We start from the raw sequence: 20768 nt of genomic DNA on the forward strand, positions 1-20768 counted from the left end.
ATTATGCGAGGGCTTTTTCGAAAACACCACTGAACTCATCGCATTCTGCAGTGAGTTTCACCGCTGCATCCCTGATTGCCTGTACAGGGTCTTTGCCATCGGTCCTTACATAGAAGACTGGCTCACTAATACTTACATGAAGCATATCGTAACTTGCTATATCCACATGTTCATCTTCAAGCATGAAATGCTTAAGCATATTAAGCAGAGTATGGCTCTCTCCTTTTATCTCTACTTTAATCTCATCATCCTTTTTCTCAATAATCTTCAGTTCCATAATTAATCTCCTGTCCCCGTTTTGTTAGATAATTCCTGTTCCATAATCAGCTGAAAGTTTACGTTTTTCAGTCTTGCCACAGGCGGGACATTTCAGTTTTCCCTCTTCAATAGCAAGGGATTCACCACATCTTCCACAAACTGCGGACATAACTCCCAGTTCCTTGGCAGCAATGCTCAGGCGCATACTATCAGTATCAATTACCTTTGCCTTAACAACATCCATGAGGGCAAGTTCATTGGCTATGTTTTTGACGTAGTCTTCCTTGATGTTTGATATGTGGATGGCGGCAATTCCGGGATTGTTGACTTCCCTTTCTCCATGACCTTTTATGGCTGCTATCTGTACAAGTGCCATTGAATCACGTACATTCACCACATTGCCGACTACAATATCATCTTTCTTTATTACAGGTGGAAGTTCGGATGTAGCCCGCACGGAAACACTACGCTTTTTCCTGTCAACCTCAACATTTCCTGTCCTGGTTGAATATATGTTTCCTCTTAATGTATAGGTCCCTTCACCGGCTTCATACTCTTCATTAGTACCAACAATATCGCCGGGCAGCACAAACTGCTCTTCAATGTGCTTTTCAGCTTCTTTTTTGAGGTGCTTTTGAGGCTTCTCTTTTTTCAGGTTCTCAGGATTCTTCCCTTTGGCCTCTCTCTTTTCTTTTTGCTGGGCCTTAGTTTTGGGATTTTGATTTTCTTCTTTTTCATCCTTCTTTGAAGAACCTTTTATTTTCCTTCTTGTGGCCTTCTTTTTGTTGCGTATCCTAATAATAATCCCTCTTGGTTTCAATAATTATGATGTGATAAGGAGCTTATTCTGTATATTTCTACCTCAATTCGTTCTACATCTTTTTTATGGAATTTAAATGTTCTTTTTAGCGGGAATGATGTAGTATACCACTCGGTAATAACTGATGGCTTTATGTATTGCCTTATAAAGTTAAAACTTCCGCTATTATGAATCGAGTAGATAGTATTCCCTGCATTTAGGGCAGCTGAGAGGAAAGGTCTGTCACTTCCCTTACATTGGGCTCCAAACGGGGGATTCATTATAACAGTGTTCGCTTTTCCACTTACCTTTTCTATAGGGCAATTAATAAATTCAACTTCAACACCCATCATCACGGCATTTTCTCTTGCAACATTTATTGCTTCCGGGTCACTATCATATCCGACGACCTTTGTGGTTCCCAGCAATGCGGCACCGATTGCAAGTATCCCGGTGCCACATCCCATATCAAAAACCGTATCTTCAATATCCCCCTTCATGTATGCGAAATGTAATAATTCAGCAGCAAGAGGTGCTGGTGTGGCATATTGTTCCAGTGCAGGGTCGGGGTTCTCAAATCCCCTTACTTTTTGCAGTAGCATCTCGAGTTTTCGCTGTTTCATCTATCATTCCCTTATCTCATCAAAAACCAGTTCTTCCCACCCACGCATTCCCAGTACGATCTCAAATTCAGGGGGAGTTAACATGGGGGCCGGGAATCTCCCTGCCTCGTCGATTGCAATCCTGGGACATGCAGTATTGATATATGCATCCGCCTGGAATTGCAGAAGCTGGTCGGGTGTTATGAGATCCATTGTTACAATGTAGGCCTCTTTTCCATTTTCCCTGGCAATGTCCCTTATATACCTGGCAAGTTGCATTCTTTCCTGACCGGGTTTTGTGGACACCAGTATACAGAACCTCTTTCCTTCCATGGTTTTTGCAATTGCTGCATATCTCTGTTTCATGATTTGCTTGAGGTCGATGTATTCGATTGATGAAGTAAAAGGATTTGCACAGAGTACGGGTTTGCCTGTTGAAAGGGCTATACCCAGCGGATGGAATTTCCCGCCGCCAATATACAGGTATTCTTCACAGGTTATATCATATGCAGCTGAAAAATTGCAGCCAAGTACCTGTCCCGGATGCACGATCCTTCCGTCTCCTTTTCCGATAATGGTTTCGAATCCGTTTTCTTCAAGGATTTTCCTGACTTCTTCCAGTTTATGCACATGCTGTACAGTCGTAAGGAGGCCAATCCTTTTTCCTTTAAGTTTGTCTGCAGCCTGAAAAACCACAGTACTTATATCGAGATGTGAGGGTGCTTCAATATAAACTACATTTTCAAAGGGTTCAAGCCTGGAATGGCCGAAGTGGAATACAAGATCAGTATCTTTGATAAGTTGAACATCAAGATCACATGCCCCATAACAGGGGTTGCCTGAAATGAGGGTTTCTGCATCGGTATTCTCCTCTATATATCCTGCGATCTTCATTGCCTGGCGTTTGAAGCCTTCGGGCAGCTGGAGGCCAACCCTTGTGGCTTTTTCCTGAATAATCATATTAACAATGGATTCCAGGTCAATGTCAAAATTTTCAATTAGTTTCACCGGTGTCCTCCAGTATTGAAACCCCGTCCTCACTTACATTTATATCCACAAGTGTTTTGACTTTTATTCCTTGTCCTGCAAGTTGCTGTACGCCGTCTCCCCTGCCTACAATAACTATTATATCGCTTATAGTAACGCTTTTTTCTTCCAGGGCCTTTACCAGAAAGCGCAGGGTACCTCCTGTGCTGATCACATCATCAACAAGCAGTATGCGGTTTCCCTTTTCAACACCGTTTATATAGAGTTCGCCTTTAGAATAACCGGTGCTCTGGGATATCTTAATTTCACCGGGCAATTGGTATTGTCTTTTGCGCACGATAGAAAAGGGGATGCCGGTTTTCAGGGATATTGCTGTTGCAAGGGGAATTCCCATCGCTTCAATAGACAGGATCCTGTCGACGTTCATATCGCAGTATTCTATGATGTAGTCACTGATCTCATCAAGCAGTTTGGGATCTATTGCAGGTACGCCATCTGTAATTGGATGTATGAAATAGGGATATTTACCTCGTTTTACAATAGGGGCTTTTTTCAGGGATTTCTTGAGTATTTCTAACATATTTCACCCCGATAATGAGAAGAATCGTCTTTTTGGATGGAAGAAAGATTGAAGGCAGGAATAAATGGATTTGTATTTATAACTGGCGGCTGGTATCTGCAACATCTATTTATATAAAACCTCTCTCCTCAGGGACAGGATTCAGAGATCATGCATCTTACAGAGGACATTACAATTTGTCAGGCAGCTGCGGATGATAGGACAGCTATAGACTCGTTGCTTTCTACCTATTTTCTTGATGGGCAAGATCTGGATACAGGGAATTTTCTGCTGGCAAGAGTTGGTGATAAGATAGTGGGCACAGTAGCATTTGTAAGGGATAACATTGAGGAGGTGCATAGTGTTGCAGTACACCCTTCATTCAGGAAAAAGGGAATAGGTTTTTTGCTCGTCTCAAGTGCCCTGAATCTCTCATCGGGAAGTGCAGTATATGCAAGAACCACAGCCCCGTCCTTTTTCAGCAAATCAGGTTTTATTGAAGTAATCATTCCCTCCAGAGAAGAATTGTGGGATGATTGTGCATGCTGTGAATACCTGGAAAATTGCAGCCAGCACGTGATGGTGTGGAGGAGAGAATAATATGCAGACCCTTGGAATTGTCAATACTTATGATCGTATAAAGGTCCTTGATGCCCATTATAGGGCCATTGCCCGGGCAGCCCCTATTTGCAAGATATTTGGTTTTAGCCTTGCCCTTTTTGATTTTCCTTTTGATATGGAAAAAGATGAACTTGTGAAGTATGTTGTGGAAAAAACAACAATAGGGGAATCAGGAGCTTATCTGCAACAGCTCAATGAGGAACATCATTTTTTTGTACAGGACCTTCCAAAAAAAGGTTTTCCGGCACATTTTGGCAAACCTGTTGCAACCACTTCCAGAGCAGACGAATCAAAACGAATGACAGCGATGGATGCCGCACAGGGAATATTGCATCATGATTCCTACCTCTTCCTCGTTGGACTTGGCAGGAAAGGATTGCCAAAATCAATTATAAAACAGGCCCCCAATCATCTTGATATAAGCAGTGGGGGTACTTCCTGTGAAACATGTACAGCGATGGGAGCAATTCCCGCCTATATCATGGGCATAGTCGAGGGAATAAAAAGTAATAAGCACAAGTCCCATAAATCTTTTAAGCACTTTTCCTGATAATTCCTACAATGAGTCATAACCGGGTAGCATTAGTTCGCTGTGTGGATTATTCCGCCTCAAAACAGGCAGTATGGGAGGCAATGGACCTGCTTGGATGTTTTGATGAGATCAAAGCAGGTATGCGCATCTTGATTAAACCCAATGTGCTTGCTGCCCGGAAACCAGAAGATGCTGCTACGACCCATCCCTCTCTTGTCCGTGCCGTATGTGAAATTGTAAAGGAAGCGGGTGCTCATCCTGTTGTAGGGGATTGTGCCGGTATTACATCTGCCGGAGCAACTGCAGAAGCGCTAGAGGAATCCGGTATAAAGCAGGCTGCTCTGGAGGGTGGGAGCGAAGTTGTGAATTTCCAGACTGCAGGTTTTAGTAAAGTAAAACCTGAAAACCCCCTGCGTTTGGATGAGATCTATGTGAGTGACAGCGTATTGGATGCTGATTATATCATTAACCTGCCCAAACTCAAGACTCATGAACTCACAACGATGACCGGCGCAGTGAAAAATATTTTCGGTGCTGTTCCCCTGCGCATCAGGAAGGAAGCACATATGTTGGCTGATCCTCTGATCTTTAGTGAAGTTCTTCTGGATATTTACAATGTGGTAACTCCACAACTATCACTTATTGATGCAGTTGTGGGAATGGAGGGGGATGGTCCTTCCAGAGGCAAACCAATTAATGTAGGTGCAATCCTTGCCTCAAAAGACGGTATTTCTCTGGATATGGTTGCTGCACAGTTAATGGATTTAGCTCCTCTTTCAATACCTACCAATCTTGTGGCGACCAGAGTTTACGGTGATATTTCACCTCAAATAGTCGGTGTAAACGTGGATGATATTGCAGTTCCTTTCAAAAAACCGGGTCCAAGCCTTTTAAGAATGCTGCCTTCCAGGGTCGTTCAGAAAGCAGGTGGTTTTTTCACGGTACGGCCCGAAATTGATGCTAACAAATGTACTGCCTGTGGAGCATGTGTGCTAAATTGCCCTGCAGAAGCCATACATATGGATAAGGGACATGCTGTCATAGATGATAAAAAATGTATCCTGTGCTATTGCTGCCGGGAATTGTGTCCGGCAGCGGCTGTAAAATCCAAAAAGTCACTGCTGGCCCGGCTGCTTTGAATCAGAGTTTGCAGACAGGGCTTTTGCGCAACCATTCAATGTCGGACTGGTATAATTCACGCAGGTCCTTCAAACCCAATCTCAGCATTGCCAGGCGGCTGACACCAAGGCCCCATGCCAAAACCGGTTCTTTGATGCCAAGAGGTTCAGTGACCTCTTTTCTGAATATTCCGGCACCGCCGAGTTCAACCCATCCAAGCTCCTCAATATATACCTCGGGTTCGACACTGGGTTCGGTATAGGGGAAATACCCGGGCCTGAACCTGACGTTTTCGAATCCCATCCTGTGATAGAATTCCTTCAGGCATCCCAGCAGATTGGCAAAGGACATGTTCCTGTCCATTACCACACCTTCCAGCTGCTCGAATTCCGGGGTATGTGTGGGATCAATTGTTTCCCGGCGATAAGCCCTGTCTATACAGAAGGCTTTGACCGGTGGCTCGGGATTATCTGCCAGGTGTTTGATACTGACCGAGGTGGTGTGGGTGCGCAATACGTTGCGTTTTGCGACATCACTATTCCATTTGCCGCCCCAACCCCTGGATTCAATGTCACCGCCCTTTTCATGCATGGAACATACGGTTTCCACGTATTCGCCCGGCAACTGTGACCGGGATTCCAGGTGGAATGTATCCTGCATTTCCCGTGCAGGGTGGTCCTGTGGCTGGAAAAGGGCATCAAAGTTCCAGAATGAGCTCTGTATAATGTCTCCCTTGATTTCAGTGAATCCCATTTCCAGGAATATCTGGCGCATCTGGTCTATCAGACGCTGGTAGGGATGGACCTTTGCTGCAAAAATCTTCTTTGGCGGTTTGTCAATATTGTAGGGTCTAAAAGTCTTGTTCTTCCATTCCCCGCTCTTGAGCATCCGGGAGGTCAGCTGGGTGACATCTTCGGTGAGTTCAAGGCCGGATGCAGCGATTTTTTTCCCCTCATCTGTAATTGTAATGGTACGATTTTTTGTTTCTTCTTTTTCTACCAGTTTGCGTTTGACCAGGTCCTTCATAACTTTCTGGTCAATTCCGGTTTCTTCAAGGGACACTGCCGTCTCATCGAGTTTTGCCAGGGCAATTTCGTCTGCGGTTTCGGATACATCTGCTGTGGGTATGATATTCCCTTTCTCAATGGATGCCCATCCTTTTCTCTTGAGCCATCCGGTTGCAATTCCCACCATCCCCGGGGAAAGCATTTCCTGCAGGTCCTTTATGGAAGTGGGGCCGTCTATCCTGTTGAGCACCTGTCTTTCAGGGAGTCCCTTCTCGGCATATTCGGTTCCTTCTGCACTGAGGTGATATTTTTCCGATACTTCATCCTTAACTTCTGCAAGACCCTTTTCTTCAAGCAAAAAAGAGGCCTGTGTAGCATTCTCTATTTTCAGGGATGTTCCATCGGCTATATCTGCGGGACTTGCAGTACCTTTTTTTTCGAGGAAGAGAAGTACTTCCTTTTCATTCAGTGTAAGATTGAGGTTTTCCATAGTATCTCCGTATCAGAGTCCGTATTCTTCAAGTCTCTCGCGTGCCAGTTCTCTTTTTTCCTGATGGTCTTTGAGGAATTCTGCCATGCGTTCTGCTGCCAGGCCCTTGCAACTTCCGCACATGCGGCTTCCATCCAAACATTCGGAATGGATCTGTGCCAGTTCCCCGTCGTCGTCACTAAGATGGAATACGAGTAACTCATAGACAGAACATTCGTCGGGCTGTCCTCCGAGTTCTTTTTGCTCTTTCAGGGTCATACGCCCGCCAGTCTTTGCCTTCTTAACCTTGCGGGCGGCATCATCCGGATCATCGGTAAGGGCAATCAGGCTGTCAGGTACACTGCTTGACATCTTGCCCCCCTGCAAACCGGACATAAAGCGATGATAGGTCGAAGCCGGTGGGAGGAATCCATATCCTCCGTTATTCATTTCGACTTCCATTGTGATTTCCTTAAGTTTGGTCAGGTCGTCCACGCCAAAGATATCCACATGCCCCTCGAACAGTTTCGTATCCCAGGGCAATGCCTCTGAAACCTCTTCAAGTGCATCAACAGGTGCGGTCTTGCTTCGGACACTGACAAAGGGCACGTTATTCTTATCCGTCCTTTCCTCGATAAGGAACATGTTCATTTTGTTGGCAAGTCCCCGGGTGAGTCTCATGTGCGGGTCCTGATCGGCCCCCGCAGGAACAACTGTCGGCTTGGGTCCGCCGAATTCTTCAAGTTCGGGTTGGAGAATATCCGCACTCTGGGAGAGGGCACTGACCATATGTGCTATATTGGTCTGGCCATTGAATCCATAGATTGCACTTAGTTCCGAGAAATTTGCCTTGACACCCAGTTCAAAGGCCAGATTCTTTACATTTTTGGATTGGGACTGGAAATAAATATGCCCCTCTGGTTCAAATCCCAAGGCAATAAGGCTAAGGATATATTCCTCAATTCCAATCTGTTTACATTTTTCCCAGGAAAATCCCCTGACTGAATATGCTTCCCTGTCGGCAATACCCACAAAAGCCTCGCCGCCCATCTGCTGGTGCCAGACGATCTGGTCCATGACCATTTTTCCGCCGAGATGGACTTTTCCGGAAGGCATGAACCCGCTCATTACCGCAAACGGGTCATTGTCGTTCATGGCCCGGGTAATCATGTCATAATCCCTGTGGCCAAAGATGATCTTCCTTCTCATGTAAGCGCTGGGTTGCTCGATCCGGGGCAGAAGTTCATCAAAACGCTGTATTCCAAATTCATCGAACAATTTTGAGTAGTCGTCGATATTTGACGAGCCCCATGGATCTAGTTTCACATTCATGCATATCCTCAAGATTAATCTGGTTTATTTTGTCATTGGTATGATTTATTCGATTTTGTCAAATGGATAGGGAGGGACAACTCCATCTGGAATCTTTTCCACAAGTTCAAGATATTGTGGCATCTGCATCTGGCAGAATACATCCCCGGATTCAAATCGGGGGGCTTTTTTCATGTTCTTCCAGATGTCTCTTAACTGTTGGTCCTGTATGTTCCCAAAACTGAATGGGATATATGGGCAGGGCTTAACCGACCCGTCCACACAAATGTGCATCCAGCGCTGAGCCGCCATGCAACCCAGCATTTCACCTTCAAAATAACTATTGGTAAATATTCTGGGGCCGGCTTCTGTGGAATTGGCTTCATGGTGCATTTCAAGGACTTTTTCCCTGTCCTCAGATGAGATAATAGGATCACCCTTTTTTTTCGGAGCACTTTCCCAGATTGAAAATTCGCTCACTCCCATCTCTGTTGCAAAAGCATAGAGTTGTGGGAGTTCATCCATATTTTTCGGGGAGGCATGAGTACACATAGTGACTAATAATCCAGCATCAAGTCCATACTTTATGGCAGATGTAGCCATATCAAATGCACCATCAAGCCTTCTTACCACATTGTGCTTTTCGGGATCAGTGGAATATATACTGACTAAAAGATTATGCAGCCCGGCTTCCTTTAGCTTTTTTGCCGTCTGAGGATTCATGTCTGTTCCAGGTGTGTACATATTGACAATTGCACGTTCCTTGTCGACATACTCTATTAATTCAAAAATATCTTCCCTGAGCAGAGGATCTCCTTCTGTAAAAATAATTATGAAAGCACCCATATCAAGAGCATCATCTATGGTTTTCTTGACAGTTTCTGTGTCAAGATCTTCCTCTCCTCCACTTATAATGCAATGGTCACAATTACATTTGCATTGTCTTGTGATCTCAAAAGAAACAGTTTCAGGAACCCGTCTTCCCAAAGCATGCTGTACTTCAGCATTAAGGAGTCTTTTGAAAGGACCGCTTGGGATCGGAGGCAGCCAGGTAGAAGCAATTACCCTGTCCGTGCCCATCTGTACGGGCTTTTCTTCCCGTAATCTTTCATTAATTTTTTTCAGGATAGGTGAGCAGGCATATTTAAGCTGGCCCCGGGAATCTAACTGTAAAGAGCCGTTTGAATTTTGGAGGTCAATGTTTAGGCCGGGAATCGAAAATACATTGATTCCCTGGCCCATTTCATCGACTGACATTGGGTTTTGCTCCTTAATTATGCCTTTTCTGCAAAAGCCAGGTTTCCACTGATCTTTTTGATCCTGATCTTTAAGACATCGCCCTTGGCAGTACCAGGAACGAAAATAGTGAATTTTGCCATCTTGGCGATTCCGTCTCCCTTGGAACCGACAGCATCAATCTTGACTTCATATTCTTTCCCTTCCTCAAGAGCGGATTCGGGAGTAGGTGCAGTAGCTTTCCTTTTCTTGACAGGCCTGTGCGCACCACATGCGGCACATTTCATCATTAGGACTCTGTCTACCTTCACAAGTTCCGTATCTGGCCTGTTGCATTCCGAACATATGACATATTCATCAGCATAGGCATTTATGTTGGACTTGATTGCCTGGACAGGGAACTTCCCCTGGAATATGGCCTTGCCACCTTCGACCTTACCGGCTGTACCCAGTTCCCTTGTGAGGTACTTCATCAGATGATCAGCATCACGGTTAAGGACACTTCTGATCTGTGCAAAATTGTCCAGTACCGTTGTTTTTCCCTCAAAATAAATCTTGGGTTCCGGAATTACAAAACGTTCATCTGTTGTTTCGGTTTCCGGCAGGTTTTCCATTGCCCGGTCAAGCAAGGATTCATAATCTTCCATAAGTGTTCCCTCCTCAAAAGCTGGTTTTATTGTACCAGCTCTGCGCCTTCATCAACAACAATTCTTATTGGTGTTGGAAGCTTCTGTCCTGCTCTTTTAAGTGCAGCTTTTGCATGCTTGAAGTTCTTCTTATTGACAGAAACAGTGAATATCTTCTGCCCGGCAGAAACTCTTGCTGCAGTACCTACAGCTTTTCCGAATGCTTTTCTCATACCACTGGATACACGGTCTGCACCTGCGCCAGTTGCCTGTTTGTTTTCTCTCAGGACCTCGTGGGGGTAAACTCTTAATTTGAAATGGTAACTGATACGACCGACTTTGGAGATCATATGCCTGTTAGCTGATATCCTTGCTGCTTCTAGAGCTGTGTGTCTCATCTGACATTTCTCTTCAGATATAAGTGACATCTTGACCTGGAAATCTGCGGTTTTGTTTCCCATGTCGTAGTGTATTACCTGGCTTCCAGGAACACCACCCATGTACTTTCTGCGTGTATATGAGCGCTGTTTAATGTTCCTGTACATACTTGCTGGTTTTCTTGTCATGGACTAAAAGCCTCCTTGGAATGATAATGATGTAGAATTATCCCATTCTCGAAAGTTTTGGTTTCTTATTGAGATTTACATATTTTAATGTATTGATGGGATGGTGTACTATCTTATATTGCCCCTCCATATTGTCTGGTAGTTTATAAGTCTTATCGGTCATTTGTTGTATTTGTAAAGGGTATGCAGCAGAATTATAATATATGCAGTTTTCTATATGTTCTTTTATGAGCTCCAGCACCAAAGAGCATAAAAAAGGGACTGATAAAGCATATGCCTTTAGCCTTGTAACTATCTCAACTTCTCGTTTTAATACATATGGATCTATAGAATCGCCTTCTGCTGCGGATGATGTCTCGGGGCAACGAATGTCAGATCTTATAGAGGCTGCCCATCACAATGTATTGTGCTACAGTCTTGTGGCAGATAATATCACAGATATAAGGAAAGAAGTCCTCTCTGCGATATTTAATGGAGCCGATGTTGTGATTACTACCGGCGGCACAGGTTTATCTGCTTGCGATGTGACCATAGAAGCCCTTTGTCCCTTATTTGAAAAGGAACTTGAAGGATTCGGGGAACTTTTCCGTCTTAAAAGTCTGGATCAGATAGGGTCTGCCACAATATTGAGCAGGGCAACTGCAGGTATCATACAGGGTTGTGCAGTTTTCTGCCTTCCTGGTTCTCCAAAGGCAGTGGAACTTGCAGTTGAGGAAATCGTAATTCCTGAAGCCGGGCATATAGTAAAACATGCAAGATCGTAATAACCGAGGGTATTATCAGGAATAATGTTATTAAGGGCTATCCTTATATAATAAATTAAAATAGAGAGTTCGGCTGGAGTATATGACATCCTATTCACTGGGCATTGAAGAACTGGATAATATTATCGGGGAAATCCGTGAAGGAAGCAATCTGATGGTAATAGGTCCTCCTATGAGCGGAAAGGAAGATGTTGCATACCACATCCTTAAAAACGGTCTCAAAAAGGAAGAATCTTCGGTCATAGTTTCTACAAGAGAACCAGGTGAGCATGTTCTGGAATGGTTCACCTCCTTTGACAAAACCATACCTGTGTCCAATATCGGGATTGTGGATTGTGTGACAAAGACGTTGGGCATGGCGGCTGATGATACTGATAACATAAAACGTGCTTCAAGTCCTGTGGACCTTACCGGTATAGGTGTTCGAATAAGCCAGTTTTTTGAACAATTCTGGATGAAACGCCAGATTTCTCATAATATCCTCTGTATTAATTCTGTCTCGACTATTCTTATGTACTCTAATATCCAGACGGTATTTCGCTTCATGCACGTGTTCACAGGCAGAATCAAAGCCATAAAAGGCCTTGGTTTATTCGTACTTGAAGACCAGATGCATGACTCCCGCACAATTGCTACCTTAAAACAACTTTATGATGGTATGATTGAGGTGCAGGAAGAAAACGGCAGTCATTACCTACGTGCAGTAGGCATATCTTCCAAACCCACTCCCTGGTTTGAGTATTTGGTGGAAGATGGTTCTATATCCATTCAGGGCATAAAGGAAGACTGAATGCTTTTCTTTAAGTTAGTTATATATACTTCATGCAGGTCCCTATAGGCAGGTGTTATTTGATGGATAAGGATAAAATAAGGAAATTTAGGTCAGAAGCAACTCACCTGAAACCCATTCTTACTCTGGGTAAAAAGGGAATTGATGATGCGGTTGTAACTGAATTGAAAAAACAAATTAAAGCCAATCATCTTGTCAAGGTAAAAATCCTCAAAAGCTTCCCGGGTGAAAGTATGGATTCAATTGCAGAGGAACTGGCCTCTCTCACATCCACTACCCTGATAGATGTTCGTGGAAGGGCGATAGTCCTCTACAGGTAATTAATTCCTTTTATGCCCTGCCAGGATTTCCACATCCTGCATCACAATGAGTTCATCAGGAACCATTTTCTTGAGTTCAGGCAGGATATTACGTAACTTATCTTCTTCATCCACGGCCTGTACTATGATGGGGAGGTCCATTCCAAGCCTGAGGATACTTGTTTTATGGATTACACTGTGTACTCCATATCCCTCGATTCCCCTGATTGCGATGGCGCCGGCAACATCATTTTCAAGCAAGAACTCGATGATGGCCTGATGGGCACTCTTGCCTTTGTATGTATCATTTTCACTAAGATAAATTGTCAGTATTTTGGATTGCATATGGTCCCCTTTCTTTGTCCAATTCTATTTTTAGATTAAGTTTGCCATTAACTGCCCGAATCCCGCACCGAGCATGCAGCACACACAATTAAGCATTATATTTGTAAGAAAACTCCAGTTTGACTGTTGTTCCAGGAGTGCGAATGATTCATAAGCAAAAGTGGAAAAAGTGGTGAATGAACCCAGAATGCCTATATTCAACAGGTAAATATGCTGCAGGGAATGGGAATATGTAAGATATGAGAGTATTGTTGTACCAATTATGTTTACTGCGAGTGTACCTGTGGGTATATCTGCCTTTTTAGAGGTCATTCCCGCGACTATATACCTGAGTGTTGCACCGATAAACCCGCCGATACCAACCAGTAAATAGCCTGCTGGCTCCATTTCACCTGCCCCCTATGTATATTATCAGGCTTCTTGCAAGAAAGATTGCAAATAAACCCGGTAGCAGATTTATCATCATGTTTGTAAACCCGTATAGAGGCTGCATTTGCACAGTCTGTACAATGAATGTGGAGAATGTGGTGAATGCGCCTAAAAATCCGATGCCTGCAAACATTCGGATGCGTGGGGTGAGGTAACCGATATAGTCAGAGTAGAACAGTAATAATCCCAGCAGGAAACTTCCCAGCACGTTCACAACCAGTGTTCCCCGGGTGCCGGGAATCATGATGGATGTGCCATATCTGCATACAGCTCCCAGGAATCCACCGGTTCCTAGCAAAAAAAGATTGGTAACATCCCGGTATTCCATGGGATTGTCCCACCATCTTTATTTATCCACCGGAAACAGGGGGGAATATAGCGACTTCATCTTTTTCTGTAATCGCTGAATCTGTACCTTCAAGATGCTGGACATTTTCCCCGTTGATCAGGATATTTATATATCCTCTGAGTTTTTTGCCATCTTCAAATATAAGTTCTTCAAGATTCGGGTATTTTGTAATTATCTCATCCAATATCTCAGAAACGGTGTCTCCGTTGACCTCTACTTCGGAAGTTCCGGCCTTTTCCCTGATATTGGCAAACAATCTTACCTTCTTGGCAGCCATAGTTTTTCCCATGTCAAGCTGGTTTATAAAATATTCGTTAAAATTAGTATTTACATGAAGAATAGTGGTGGGATAGCGCGGATTTGAACCGCAGTCCAAGCGTCCCAAACGCTCGAGGATCGGCCAGGCTACCCTACTATCCCACATGATATAAGGGCATCCCCCCTTAATGCACTTCTCCTAGATATATCTAACTATTGAAGGGCGCAGAAGAGGGTGGAAATTGGTTCAGTTACTGTCTCCTTCCCACCTGGGATATATATCATTATCAACATTCAGAAGATCCAGTACCCGCCCGGCCATGAAATCAATTAAGTCGTCTATTGATTGCGGTTTGTTGTAGAATGCAGGACATGCAGGCAAAACATGGGTGCCGGATTCCTTGAGTTTGAGCAGATTTTCCAGATGAATTCGGCTGTAGGGGGTCTCCCGCACCATCAGGATAACATTCCTGCCTTCCTTGAGGCATACATCAGCAGCTCTTGTAAGGAGATTATCTGAGATTCCGTGTGCAATGGAAGCAGCAGTTTTCATGCTGCAAGGGGCTATTACCAAAGCATTGTAAGGATGCGATCCGCTTGCTACAGAAGCAGTAAAATCTTTTTCCTCGTGTACCTCACAGGCAAGTTTTTCCACCTCTTCGATCTTCCAGCTTGTTTCTATACTTATTATTTGTCTGGCTGCAGAGGTTATTACAAGGTGTGTATAGATTCCTTTTTCTGCAAATATTTCAAGTAGCCTGATTCCGTACTGTGCCCCGGAGGCCCCACTGATTCCCACTACAACTTCCATATTATTCCTCAATTATATCTATAAGTTCGTCAACCATAAGTTCTGCGGTATCGCATATTTTACTGATCTCATCAGGCTGTATGTTGTTGAAATGTATCCCTACAAGGAAAACAGTATCATTGCCGGTTTTCCTGTTAATGCGGCCTGCCTGTCTGTGTGCAATTTCATCATCCCTGTGTCCTGGCAGGGTAATAACCGAGGATGCACCTGAATTGCCCACAGCAACTGCTCCTATATGCTCATCGCCGCCTGTAAGTGTTACAAGTAAACCGTCTCCAATATTGTGCCATTTAAGAATGAGTTTCCTTTTCCCTGCTTCTTTTTCAATTGATTCCACTTATATCGCCTTATATATCCGTTAACTTGTATTGTCGGGTCTGTTTTTTGACCTCGAAAAAATCGGTTGCTATTTTCTTCACCTTCTCCCTGTGTTCCCTGGGGGTATAAACCCCGAGTTTCCAGTTATCACGGTGTGCTTTTTCAAGAGTTGCTACAAGATGGGAGGCTTTATCAAGAGTCATTTTTTTCCCGTTGACCTTGATCAATGCTTTCATTTCCTCTATCCGGGGCAATTTCGGAATATCTATGAGGATTTCCTCTTCATTAATTCCTGCCTCTTCTGCTATTTCTTTTTCCACTCTCTGGATGGCTTTGCGATGGCCCAAAACCTTCTCATCGACGTCATCAAACCCTACATAAAGGGCACGTTTGTACAGTTTCCTCTCATCAATCCTGTTAATCATCTCACCGGCGTAACCGTCATCCCGGCGCATGGTTTCAAACAGGCTGTAGTCATCCATTTCCTGAAGGCTGGAGGGATTGAGTTTCTCCTGCTCTATCAAATATTCGATGCCTCTTGTTATCATTGTTTCTGAGATGCGTGTCACATGATGGAAATATACCGAAGGATGCATTAAAAAACGTGATACAAGCAGGGATTCGGCCGCATTGAGCCCACCTTCTGTTACAACCAGTTTATCTTCATAGAATTGCATTTTATGGATCAGGCGGCTATGGTCTACAAGACCGTATGCAACGCCAGTGTAATGTGCATCACGGATGAGGTAATCCATGCGGTCAACATCAATCTCACTGTTTATGATCTGTCCGAGAGAGGTTTTGCCCAGGATGTGGTCTGCGATACTTGAGATGTTGAGGCCGGCATCACTGCAAACTTCTGCTATATCCCCTTTGCGCAGCAGGTGTTTTACATCTTCATGCTCCCTGCGGGTATATTTTTTGATGATGCCCTCTGTCACATGGGAAAGGGGGCCGTGTCCTATATCATGCAACATTGCAGCAACCCTGAGTTCATCGATTTCAGATTGCTGTACGGAATCTATTTCTCCCGCAAGGGTTGTAGCCAAGTGATGTGCGCCCAGTGAATGTTCAAAACGAGTATGGTTGGCACCGGGATATACCAAGTTGGACAGTCCTAACTGGCGTATCCTCCTGAGACGCTGCATGCGGGGCGTATCCATAAGGGATACTGCAAGTTCGTCAAGTTCGACATGACCGTGTACGGGGTCCCTCATGACCTTCATGTTTTTAAATAACCGTTCATATTATAATGATGTTGTGATTTTGGTAGTAAATTGAGGTAATACCATGATAATATTTTCCGGTGGAACCGGCACTCCCAAGTTCCTTGATGGCTTGATGCGGACAATGGACGAAGAAGAAATTACAGTTGTTGTGAACACCGCCGAAGATTTGTGGGTATCGGGTAATCTTGTAACACCGGATATTGATACAGTCCTCTATCTTTTTGCCGGTATGATAGATAGGGACAAATGGTGGGGTATTGCGGATGATACATTCCGCACTTTCAATGCTATGAAGGATTGTGGTTATGACGAAAAGATGATGCTTGGGGACCGGGATCGGGCCACGCATATAATGAGATCTGAGATGATTCGCAACGGGGCTACCCTGACTGAAGCAATTGTAAACCTTTGTTCAAGCTTTGGTATCAAGGCAAACATCCTGCCGATGTCAGATGATCCGGTGTCCACAATGATTCGCACACCTCTGGGCTGGATGCATTATCAGGATTTCTGGATTAAGCACCAGGGCAAGCCCGATGTACTTGAAGTTAAAATGGCTGGAATTGGTGAAGCTTCTATATCCCCTGCTGTACTGGAAAAACTACGGGAAGACAATAATGTCCTGATTGGTCCCAGCAATCCGATTACAAGCATAGGTCCCATCATATCCCTTGATGGAATGCCTGAATTCCTTAAAAGTAAAAATGTGGTTGCAATAAGTCCTATTATTGGGAATGAACCTGTTAGCGGTCCTGCAGGCAAACTTATGAATGCATGTGGTTACGGTATTTCTTCAAATGAAGTTGCAAGGTGCTACCATGATTTTCTGGATATGTTTGTAACAGATATCCGTGATCCACAGGTTTGTAATTCTTTTGAAAATATGGCTTGCAATATAGTAAAGACTGATACGATGATGTCTTCTGTAGATATAAGTATACAATTAGCAGGTTATGTAAGGAATCTGTTTGAGTCCCTGCAATAATTGTACTTGAAAATTTTAAACATACTTAAAATTCAGAAGCAAAGAGTATATATGTTAACATCCCCTATCATTTACTATCTCAAAAATGCTTGCTTACCATAATGGGGGTGGTATGAGCGGGCTGGGGAGTGGGGGTACTAAAAAAGGGATTAAAACCCGCTCATCTATACACCCTAATGTAGGTCTCGTATATACACTTTTCCCTTTGTTTCTATGGATTAATGTGTTGCTATCGCTTCTACAGGGTCCATTTTTGCGGCTCTGCTTGCAGGATATACTCCTGCAATGAGGTTGAGTACGAATACAGCAAGGATGGTTAGTAAAACATCATTATATCGTATTATCACGGGTATGGAGTCTACCTGATAAAGTTCAGAGGGCAGATCATAGTTGCCTATTGATAATGCTATTACAATGCCGGCAATAGTTCCTGTGACAGCCCCTAGAAAACCCAGGATCCCACTTTCAAGGATGAATATGTTCCTTATGCCCGATTTGCCCGCTCCCATTGCAATGAGAATGCCTATATCCTTTGTTTTTTCCACTACTACCATATTCAGGGCACTTATGACTCCAAATGATGCTATCAGGAGGATAAAGCCCAGCATGATATTATTGGAAATGGTTTCAATTGCAATGGTCTGTAGGATTTCAGGATTTGTTTCTGTCCATTCTTCTGCAGAATAACCCTTATCTTCAATTTGCTGTGCAATCTCCCTGTCTCGATTGAAGTCATAAAGTTTTATGCTGATACTATTGACAACATCAGAGGTTCCGTAGAATGACTGGGCTGTCTGAAGAGAGGTGTAGGTCAGTGTGGAATCCAGGGGAGTGTTTGTATCATATATGCCTATGATACGATAAAGGTTAGTTTCAGATTCAGGGAAGGATATTTCTATTCTGTCATCAAGGGAGACTTCAAGGTCATCTGCCAGGTCGTCCCCTATTACAATTGTATTTCCTGAAGTAGCCAGAGCGAAAAAACTTCCTCTTATTATGTCCGAATTTGTGGATAATACTGCATCTTCATCACGGGGATTTATTCCTTTAAATAAGGCATTTTTGACATTATCTTCATTGCGTAATACAGCTTCACCTGCAAGGGATGGGGATACTGCTTTGATACCATTAATCTCATACAATTCACTCTGGAGATTTTTGTATAGGTGGATATATTCACTGTCTTCTTCCGGTGTAACGGTTACATGGGCCATATCATTGACAGTTGATTCATACAACTTATCGGTAAAACCTGCCATGAATGCATTGGACACAACAAGAATCATGACCGCAATTCCTATAGCTCCTACGGAAAGTATGGTCTGTCTTTTCCTGTATACAATGTGCCTTAATGCAACAAAAAGTTCAAATTTCAATGGCATGGTTGGATCAATATTTTGTTTTTGCCAGATATGCCAGAATAATCAGAACGATCGAAATAAGAGAACCAATTGCAGGTGTGGCATTACTTTGTTCTTCTTTTTCTTCATTTACTGTGGCAGGTACAATGTCTTTTTCCACATCAATTATGCTTTCTTTTGATATTATGACTTTTCCATATTCCCCAATAGCCTCGATTAGCAGTGTATATTCTCCACTATCGAGTTTATTTTCCCATATTGCCTCTACAGTTTCATCATCTTCTGCAAGCAGAACCGGACTTTCCCGGACAATATTTTCTACTGGTTTTCCATTGCTGTCAAAAACAGTGAATCTTATTGAACCTCTGAAAGGTACCTGGGACATGCCTGATATTGTAGCACTTGCACCGATCTCATCCTTGTAAATATCGCTGATTTCCACATCTTCTTCTGCCACAAAAGAGCGGCTTTTGAGCAATGACATGCTGTAGGGGTCCTTTATACTGACTTTCAGTCTCCCCTGATATACATGTTTATTTTCAAGTACCACATTCCATTTTTTGTACAGGGCGAGAGGTTGTGTATGCACAGGAATGGCTTTTTCTACTATTGTGTCCACTACCCTGTTACCATCCACCAGCATATATTCAACATCTATCAGCGTGGATTTATATGGAGTTATTATGGCTTCGATTCCAATTGGTGTGGGTGTCAGACTGTCAACTGTTATGGCAGGAAGTATCTGGTGGCCATGTACAAACTTTTTTTCCTGCCGGGCAAATACTTCATTCTCATCTTTGACAATGACCTGTACCTTATAAGCCCCATCGTCCCGTATTGCGTTTTCCCAGTAGAATACTCTGGTAATTGCAGAGGCAGGTGTTAGCATTTTTATATCAATTGATTGTGTATCAATGACTTCTCCCTCATGTAACATTGAGGCTTCTATTGTGAGATTATTATAGGTGCTTTCTGAAATAATCCTGACATCACAGCTCTGCACATCACTGTAGATTTCCTCAATATTAATGTCACTTTTTCCAGCCGCTGTCCCCGGGATAATTAATAGCAACAATATTGTGGTTACAAAAATATAATACTTAGTTTTCCAAGCCATCATATTTTGATTTGTCTTAATGGTATTTAAATATCCTTTAAGAAAGATTTGTAGAAAAATGTTTATATCCATTGGATCACAGTTTTATTAAAAGAAAAAAGTGCAAGAAAGAAATGTGGGGAAAATCTTCATTTTCTTTATGCTAACAGGGGGCAAAATGAGGATAATATTGAATCTTAATGTTTTTCCCATTTCTATCTTCGATATAATTCCCATAAATCATTCCATATGTATTATAAGTATTTTTCAATCGGAGGGCTGTGACTTTTGAATAACAGGATGGTGGAGCTGGAAAAAAATCCCCCGCAGGATGATATAGTCGTGCGAGCTGAAAAAGTTTGCCGGGATTATGAAGTAGGGGATATGACAATCAAGGTACTCAGGAATGTGGACCTGCTTGTCAGAAAGGGGGAATTTGTAGCTATCATGGGGCCATCTGGATCGGGTAAAAGTACCCTGATGAATATGATCGGATGTCTTGACAGGCCCACCTGTGGTGCAGTTTATATCATGGGAAAGAATGTGAACCGCATCTCCGATAGTGAACTTGCAAAATTAAGAGGAATGGAGATTGGTTTTGTGTTCCAGAGTTTCAATCTGGTTTCACGATTAAGTGCCCTGGAAAATGTGGAACTGCCTACCTATGCCAACCGGCGGCCCGGGGTTGATGTAAGGGCTAAGGCAAAGGAACTATTGGATCTGGTAGGTCTTTCAGAGCGTATGGATTACAAACCCACCGAGTTGTCTGGGGGCCAGTCCCAGAGGGTGGCAATAGCCCGGGCGCTTGTGAATGATCCTTCCATAATACTTGCCGATGAACCCACCGGCAACCTGGATTCAAAAACAGGGGAAGAGATAATGAATATTTTTACAGATCTTCATCGAAGGGGCCGTACGGTCATTATGATCACTCATGACTTACAACTTGCAGATAAATACGCGGACCGGGTAGCTTACTTGAAAGACGGTGTAATTGATGACAGGGCTACTATGCCCAATGCTGCTTAATAGAGGTATAACC

The 20768-nt window shown here is 43.4% G+C and carries 27 protein-coding genes and 1 tRNA gene; 8 read left to right on the top strand and 20 right to left on the bottom strand.

From position 1 onward, the window contains the following. Nucleotide 1: 1 nt before the first annotated feature. Genes BKM01_RS01070 through hpt form a run of 5 tightly spaced genes read right to left on the bottom strand, consistent with a single transcriptional unit; the run spans nucleotide 2 to nucleotide 3226 of the window. A complete protein-coding gene (locus BKM01_RS01070) occupies nucleotides 2-277 on the bottom strand; it encodes a DNA-directed RNA polymerase subunit L (protein WP_072360645.1) in 276 nt (91 codons plus the stop codon). Nucleotides 278-301: 24 nt separating this feature from the next. After that, nucleotides 302-1078 (bottom strand): exosome complex RNA-binding protein Csl4, encoded by a 777-nt coding sequence (locus BKM01_RS01075; RefSeq protein WP_084006316.1) that lies wholly within the window; start codon nucleotides 1076-1078, stop codon nucleotides 302-304. Beyond that, nucleotides 1075-1680: an METTL5 family protein gene (locus BKM01_RS01080; protein WP_072360643.1), complete on the bottom strand. Its 606-nt coding sequence runs from the start codon at nucleotides 1678-1680 to the stop codon at nucleotides 1075-1077. The genes BKM01_RS01075 and BKM01_RS01080 overlap by 4 nt, the downstream gene beginning before the upstream one ends. 3 nt (nucleotides 1681-1683) lie before the next feature. Next, nucleotides 1684-2667 (bottom strand): diphthamide biosynthesis enzyme Dph2, encoded by a 984-nt coding sequence (dph2, locus tag BKM01_RS01085; RefSeq protein WP_072360641.1) that lies wholly within the window; start codon nucleotides 2665-2667, stop codon nucleotides 1684-1686. Continuing rightward, the gene (hpt, locus tag BKM01_RS01090) at nucleotides 2654-3226 is read right to left on the bottom strand and encodes a hypoxanthine/guanine phosphoribosyltransferase (protein WP_072360639.1); all 573 of its coding nucleotides are present in this window, start codon (nucleotides 3224-3226) and stop codon (nucleotides 2654-2656) included. Before hpt ends, dph2 begins: the two co-directional genes overlap by 14 nt. A gap of 150 nt (nucleotides 3227-3376) precedes the next feature. Here hpt and BKM01_RS01095 point away from each other — a divergent pair, with 150 nt between their 5' ends. From BKM01_RS01095 to BKM01_RS01105, 3 genes are read left to right on the top strand one after another with little or no spacing between them, the layout of a single operon-like run. After that, nucleotides 3377-3805 (top strand): GNAT family N-acetyltransferase, encoded by a 429-nt coding sequence (locus tag BKM01_RS01095; protein ID WP_072360637.1) that lies wholly within the window; start codon nucleotides 3377-3379, stop codon nucleotides 3803-3805. A 1-nt stretch (nucleotide 3806) separates the two neighbouring features. Further along, complete coding sequence (locus tag BKM01_RS01100) at nucleotides 3807-4376, top strand: DUF531 domain-containing protein (protein WP_072360635.1); 570 nt, start codon at nucleotides 3807-3809, stop codon at nucleotides 4374-4376. 11 nt (nucleotides 4377-4387) lie between these two features. After that, nucleotides 4388-5497: a DUF362 domain-containing protein gene (locus tag BKM01_RS01105; protein ID WP_072360633.1), complete on the top strand. Its 1110-nt coding sequence runs from the start codon at nucleotides 4388-4390 to the stop codon at nucleotides 5495-5497. Nucleotide 5498: 1 nt separating this feature from the next. Here the strand turns inward: BKM01_RS01105 and pheS are convergent, their stop codons facing one another. Genes pheS through BKM01_RS01130 form a run of 5 tightly spaced genes read right to left on the bottom strand, consistent with a single transcriptional unit; the run spans nucleotide 5499 to nucleotide 10692 of the window. Next, nucleotides 5499-6974: a phenylalanine--tRNA ligase subunit alpha gene (gene pheS, locus BKM01_RS01110; protein ID WP_072360631.1), complete on the bottom strand. Its 1476-nt coding sequence runs from the start codon at nucleotides 6972-6974 to the stop codon at nucleotides 5499-5501. Between the two features lie 12 nt (nucleotides 6975-6986). Next, nucleotides 6987-8285, bottom strand: coding sequence for a tryptophan--tRNA ligase (locus tag BKM01_RS01115; protein WP_198926191.1), 1299 nt, complete (start codon nucleotides 8283-8285; stop codon nucleotides 6987-6989). Between the two features lie 45 nt (nucleotides 8286-8330). After that, on the bottom strand, nucleotides 8331-9521 hold the full coding sequence (locus BKM01_RS01120; RefSeq protein WP_072360627.1) for a radical SAM/SPASM domain-containing protein: 1191 nt from the start codon (nucleotides 9519-9521) through the stop codon (nucleotides 8331-8333). Between the two features lie 17 nt (nucleotides 9522-9538). Continuing rightward, entirely contained in the window at nucleotides 9539-10147 is a 609-nt protein-coding gene (locus tag BKM01_RS01125) for a translation initiation factor IF-2 subunit beta (protein WP_072360625.1), read from the bottom strand. 26 nt (nucleotides 10148-10173) lie between these two features. Then, nucleotides 10174-10692: a 50S ribosomal protein L16 gene (locus tag BKM01_RS01130; protein ID WP_072360624.1), complete on the bottom strand. Its 519-nt coding sequence runs from the start codon at nucleotides 10690-10692 to the stop codon at nucleotides 10174-10176. Nucleotides 10693-10919: 227 nt separating this feature from the next. On the opposite strand from BKM01_RS01130, the gene BKM01_RS01135 reads away from it, so the two are divergent. From BKM01_RS01135 to BKM01_RS01145, 3 genes are all read left to right on the top strand, one after another. Then, nucleotides 10920-11456: a MogA/MoaB family molybdenum cofactor biosynthesis protein gene (locus tag BKM01_RS01135; protein ID WP_072360622.1), complete on the top strand. Its 537-nt coding sequence runs from the start codon at nucleotides 10920-10922 to the stop codon at nucleotides 11454-11456. An 82-nt stretch (nucleotides 11457-11538) separates the two neighbouring features. Then, nucleotides 11539-12246: an RAD55 family ATPase gene (locus tag BKM01_RS01140; protein WP_072360620.1), complete on the top strand. Its 708-nt coding sequence runs from the start codon at nucleotides 11539-11541 to the stop codon at nucleotides 12244-12246. A gap of 62 nt (nucleotides 12247-12308) precedes the next feature. After that, nucleotides 12309-12566 carry a YhbY family RNA-binding protein gene (locus BKM01_RS01145; RefSeq protein WP_072360618.1) on the top strand — a complete coding sequence of 86 codons (258 nt, stop codon included), beginning with the start codon at nucleotides 12309-12311 and terminating at the stop codon, nucleotides 12564-12566. Here BKM01_RS01145 and BKM01_RS01150 read toward each other — a convergent pair whose 3' ends face one another. The 8 genes from BKM01_RS01150 to BKM01_RS01185 form a co-directional block, all read right to left on the bottom strand. Next, a complete protein-coding gene (locus BKM01_RS01150; protein WP_072360616.1) occupies nucleotides 12567-12890 on the bottom strand; it encodes a DUF190 domain-containing protein in 324 nt (107 codons plus the stop codon). A gap of 30 nt (nucleotides 12891-12920) precedes the next feature. After that, the gene (locus BKM01_RS01155) at nucleotides 12921-13277 is read right to left on the bottom strand and encodes a fluoride efflux transporter FluC (RefSeq protein ID WP_072360614.1); all 357 of its coding nucleotides are present in this window, start codon (nucleotides 13275-13277) and stop codon (nucleotides 12921-12923) included. 1 nt (nucleotide 13278) lies between these two features. Continuing rightward, nucleotides 13279-13647 carry a fluoride efflux transporter CrcB gene (crcB, locus tag BKM01_RS01160; RefSeq protein WP_072360612.1) on the bottom strand — a complete coding sequence of 123 codons (369 nt, stop codon included), beginning with the start codon at nucleotides 13645-13647 and terminating at the stop codon, nucleotides 13279-13281. 22 nt (nucleotides 13648-13669) lie between these two features. Next, nucleotides 13670-13945 (bottom strand): ubiquitin-like small modifier protein 1, encoded by a 276-nt coding sequence (locus BKM01_RS01165; protein ID WP_072360610.1) that lies wholly within the window; start codon nucleotides 13943-13945, stop codon nucleotides 13670-13672. A gap of 65 nt (nucleotides 13946-14010) precedes the next feature. Further along, a tRNA-Pro gene (locus BKM01_RS01170) sits at nucleotides 14011-14088 on the bottom strand. Between the two features lie 85 nt (nucleotides 14089-14173). Further along, nucleotides 14174-14737, bottom strand: a complete 564-nt coding sequence (locus BKM01_RS01175; protein ID WP_072360608.1) for a UbiX family flavin prenyltransferase — start codon at nucleotides 14735-14737, stop codon at nucleotides 14174-14176. Between the two features lies 1 nt (nucleotide 14738). Further along, nucleotides 14739-15074 carry a prenylated flavin chaperone LpdD gene (gene lpdD / locus BKM01_RS01180; RefSeq protein ID WP_072360606.1) on the bottom strand — a complete coding sequence of 112 codons (336 nt, stop codon included), beginning with the start codon at nucleotides 15072-15074 and terminating at the stop codon, nucleotides 14739-14741. Nucleotides 15075-15084: 10 nt separating this feature from the next. Continuing rightward, a complete protein-coding gene (locus tag BKM01_RS01185) occupies nucleotides 15085-16281 on the bottom strand; it encodes an HD domain-containing protein (protein ID WP_072360604.1) in 1197 nt (398 codons plus the stop codon). A gap of 64 nt (nucleotides 16282-16345) precedes the next feature. Here BKM01_RS01185 and cofD point away from each other — a divergent pair, with 64 nt between their 5' ends. Continuing rightward, the gene (cofD, locus tag BKM01_RS01190) at nucleotides 16346-17269 is read left to right on the top strand and encodes a 2-phospho-L-lactate transferase (protein WP_072360602.1); all 924 of its coding nucleotides are present in this window, start codon (nucleotides 16346-16348) and stop codon (nucleotides 17267-17269) included. 218 nt (nucleotides 17270-17487) lie between these two features. Here the strand turns inward: cofD and BKM01_RS01195 are convergent, their stop codons facing one another. After that, nucleotides 17488-18651: an ABC transporter permease gene (locus tag BKM01_RS01195; RefSeq protein WP_072360600.1), complete on the bottom strand. Its 1164-nt coding sequence runs from the start codon at nucleotides 18649-18651 to the stop codon at nucleotides 17488-17490. Between the two features lie 7 nt (nucleotides 18652-18658). Next, the gene (locus BKM01_RS01200) at nucleotides 18659-19750 is read right to left on the bottom strand and encodes a hypothetical protein (protein WP_085503684.1); all 1092 of its coding nucleotides are present in this window, start codon (nucleotides 19748-19750) and stop codon (nucleotides 18659-18661) included. 276 nt (nucleotides 19751-20026) lie between these two features. Here BKM01_RS01200 and BKM01_RS01205 point away from each other — a divergent pair, with 276 nt between their 5' ends. Then, nucleotides 20027-20755 (top strand): ABC transporter ATP-binding protein, encoded by a 729-nt coding sequence (locus BKM01_RS01205; RefSeq protein ID WP_072360596.1) that lies wholly within the window; start codon nucleotides 20027-20029, stop codon nucleotides 20753-20755. Nucleotides 20756-20768: the final 13 nt, after the last annotated feature.

It is taken from the genome of Methanohalophilus portucalensis (assembly GCF_002761295.1).
Taxonomy (GTDB): Archaea; Halobacteriota; Methanosarcinia; order Methanosarcinales; family Methanosarcinaceae; genus Methanohalophilus; species Methanohalophilus portucalensis.

Excerpts from the sequence above, each read along its gene's own strand:
- BKM01_RS01165 (WP_072360610.1), bottom strand. The coding sequence starts at position 13,945 with ATGGCTGCCAAGAAGGTAAGATTGTTTGCCAATATCAGGGAAAAGGCC.
- BKM01_RS01115 (WP_198926191.1), bottom strand. The coding sequence starts at position 8,285 with ATGAATGTGAAACTAGATCCATGGGGCTCGTCAAATATCGACGACTAC.
- BKM01_RS01095 (WP_072360637.1), top strand. The coding sequence starts at position 3,377 with ATGCATCTTACAGAGGACATTACAATTTGTCAGGCAGCTGCGGATGAT.
- BKM01_RS01070 (WP_072360645.1), bottom strand. The coding sequence starts at position 277 with ATGGAACTGAAGATTATTGAGAAAAAGGATGATGAGATTAAAGTAGAG.
- pheS (WP_072360631.1), bottom strand. The coding sequence starts at position 6,974 with ATGGAAAACCTCAATCTTACACTGAATGAAAAGGAAGTACTTCTCTTC.
- BKM01_RS01185 (WP_072360604.1), bottom strand. The coding sequence starts at position 16,281 with ATGAAGGTCATGAGGGACCCCGTACACGGTCATGTCGAACTTGACGAA.
- BKM01_RS01105 (WP_072360633.1), top strand. The coding sequence starts at position 4,388 with ATGAGTCATAACCGGGTAGCATTAGTTCGCTGTGTGGATTATTCCGCC.
- crcB (WP_072360612.1), bottom strand. The coding sequence starts at position 13,647 with ATGGAATACCGGGATGTTACCAATCTTTTTTTGCTAGGAACCGGTGGA.
- BKM01_RS01135 (WP_072360622.1), top strand. The coding sequence starts at position 10,920 with ATGAGCTCCAGCACCAAAGAGCATAAAAAAGGGACTGATAAAGCATAT.
- BKM01_RS01130 (WP_072360624.1), bottom strand. The coding sequence starts at position 10,692 with ATGACAAGAAAACCAGCAAGTATGTACAGGAACATTAAACAGCGCTCA.
- BKM01_RS01205 (WP_072360596.1), top strand. The coding sequence starts at position 20,027 with ATGGTGGAGCTGGAAAAAAATCCCCCGCAGGATGATATAGTCGTGCGA.
- BKM01_RS01080 (WP_072360643.1), bottom strand. The coding sequence starts at position 1,680 with ATGAAACAGCGAAAACTCGAGATGCTACTGCAAAAAGTAAGGGGATTT.
- BKM01_RS01200 (WP_085503684.1), bottom strand. The coding sequence starts at position 19,750 with ATGATGGCTTGGAAAACTAAGTATTATATTTTTGTAACCACAATATTG.
- hpt (WP_072360639.1), bottom strand. The coding sequence starts at position 3,226 with ATGTTAGAAATACTCAAGAAATCCCTGAAAAAAGCCCCTATTGTAAAA.
- BKM01_RS01155 (WP_072360614.1), bottom strand. The coding sequence starts at position 13,277 with ATGGAGCCAGCAGGCTATTTACTGGTTGGTATCGGCGGGTTTATCGGT.
- BKM01_RS01175 (WP_072360608.1), bottom strand. The coding sequence starts at position 14,737 with ATGGAAGTTGTAGTGGGAATCAGTGGGGCCTCCGGGGCACAGTACGGA.
- BKM01_RS01145 (WP_072360618.1), top strand. The coding sequence starts at position 12,309 with ATGGATAAGGATAAAATAAGGAAATTTAGGTCAGAAGCAACTCACCTG.
- BKM01_RS01125 (WP_072360625.1), bottom strand. The coding sequence starts at position 10,147 with ATGGAAGATTATGAATCCTTGCTTGACCGGGCAATGGAAAACCTGCCG.
- BKM01_RS01195 (WP_072360600.1), bottom strand. The coding sequence starts at position 18,651 with ATGCCATTGAAATTTGAACTTTTTGTTGCATTAAGGCACATTGTATAC.
- BKM01_RS01140 (WP_072360620.1), top strand. The coding sequence starts at position 11,539 with ATGACATCCTATTCACTGGGCATTGAAGAACTGGATAATATTATCGGG.
- BKM01_RS01150 (WP_072360616.1), bottom strand. The coding sequence starts at position 12,890 with ATGCAATCCAAAATACTGACAATTTATCTTAGTGAAAATGATACATAC.
- cofD (WP_072360602.1), top strand. The coding sequence starts at position 16,346 with ATGATAATATTTTCCGGTGGAACCGGCACTCCCAAGTTCCTTGATGGC.
- BKM01_RS01120 (WP_072360627.1), bottom strand. The coding sequence starts at position 9,521 with ATGTCAGTCGATGAAATGGGCCAGGGAATCAATGTATTTTCGATTCCC.
- BKM01_RS01100 (WP_072360635.1), top strand. The coding sequence starts at position 3,807 with ATGCAGACCCTTGGAATTGTCAATACTTATGATCGTATAAAGGTCCTT.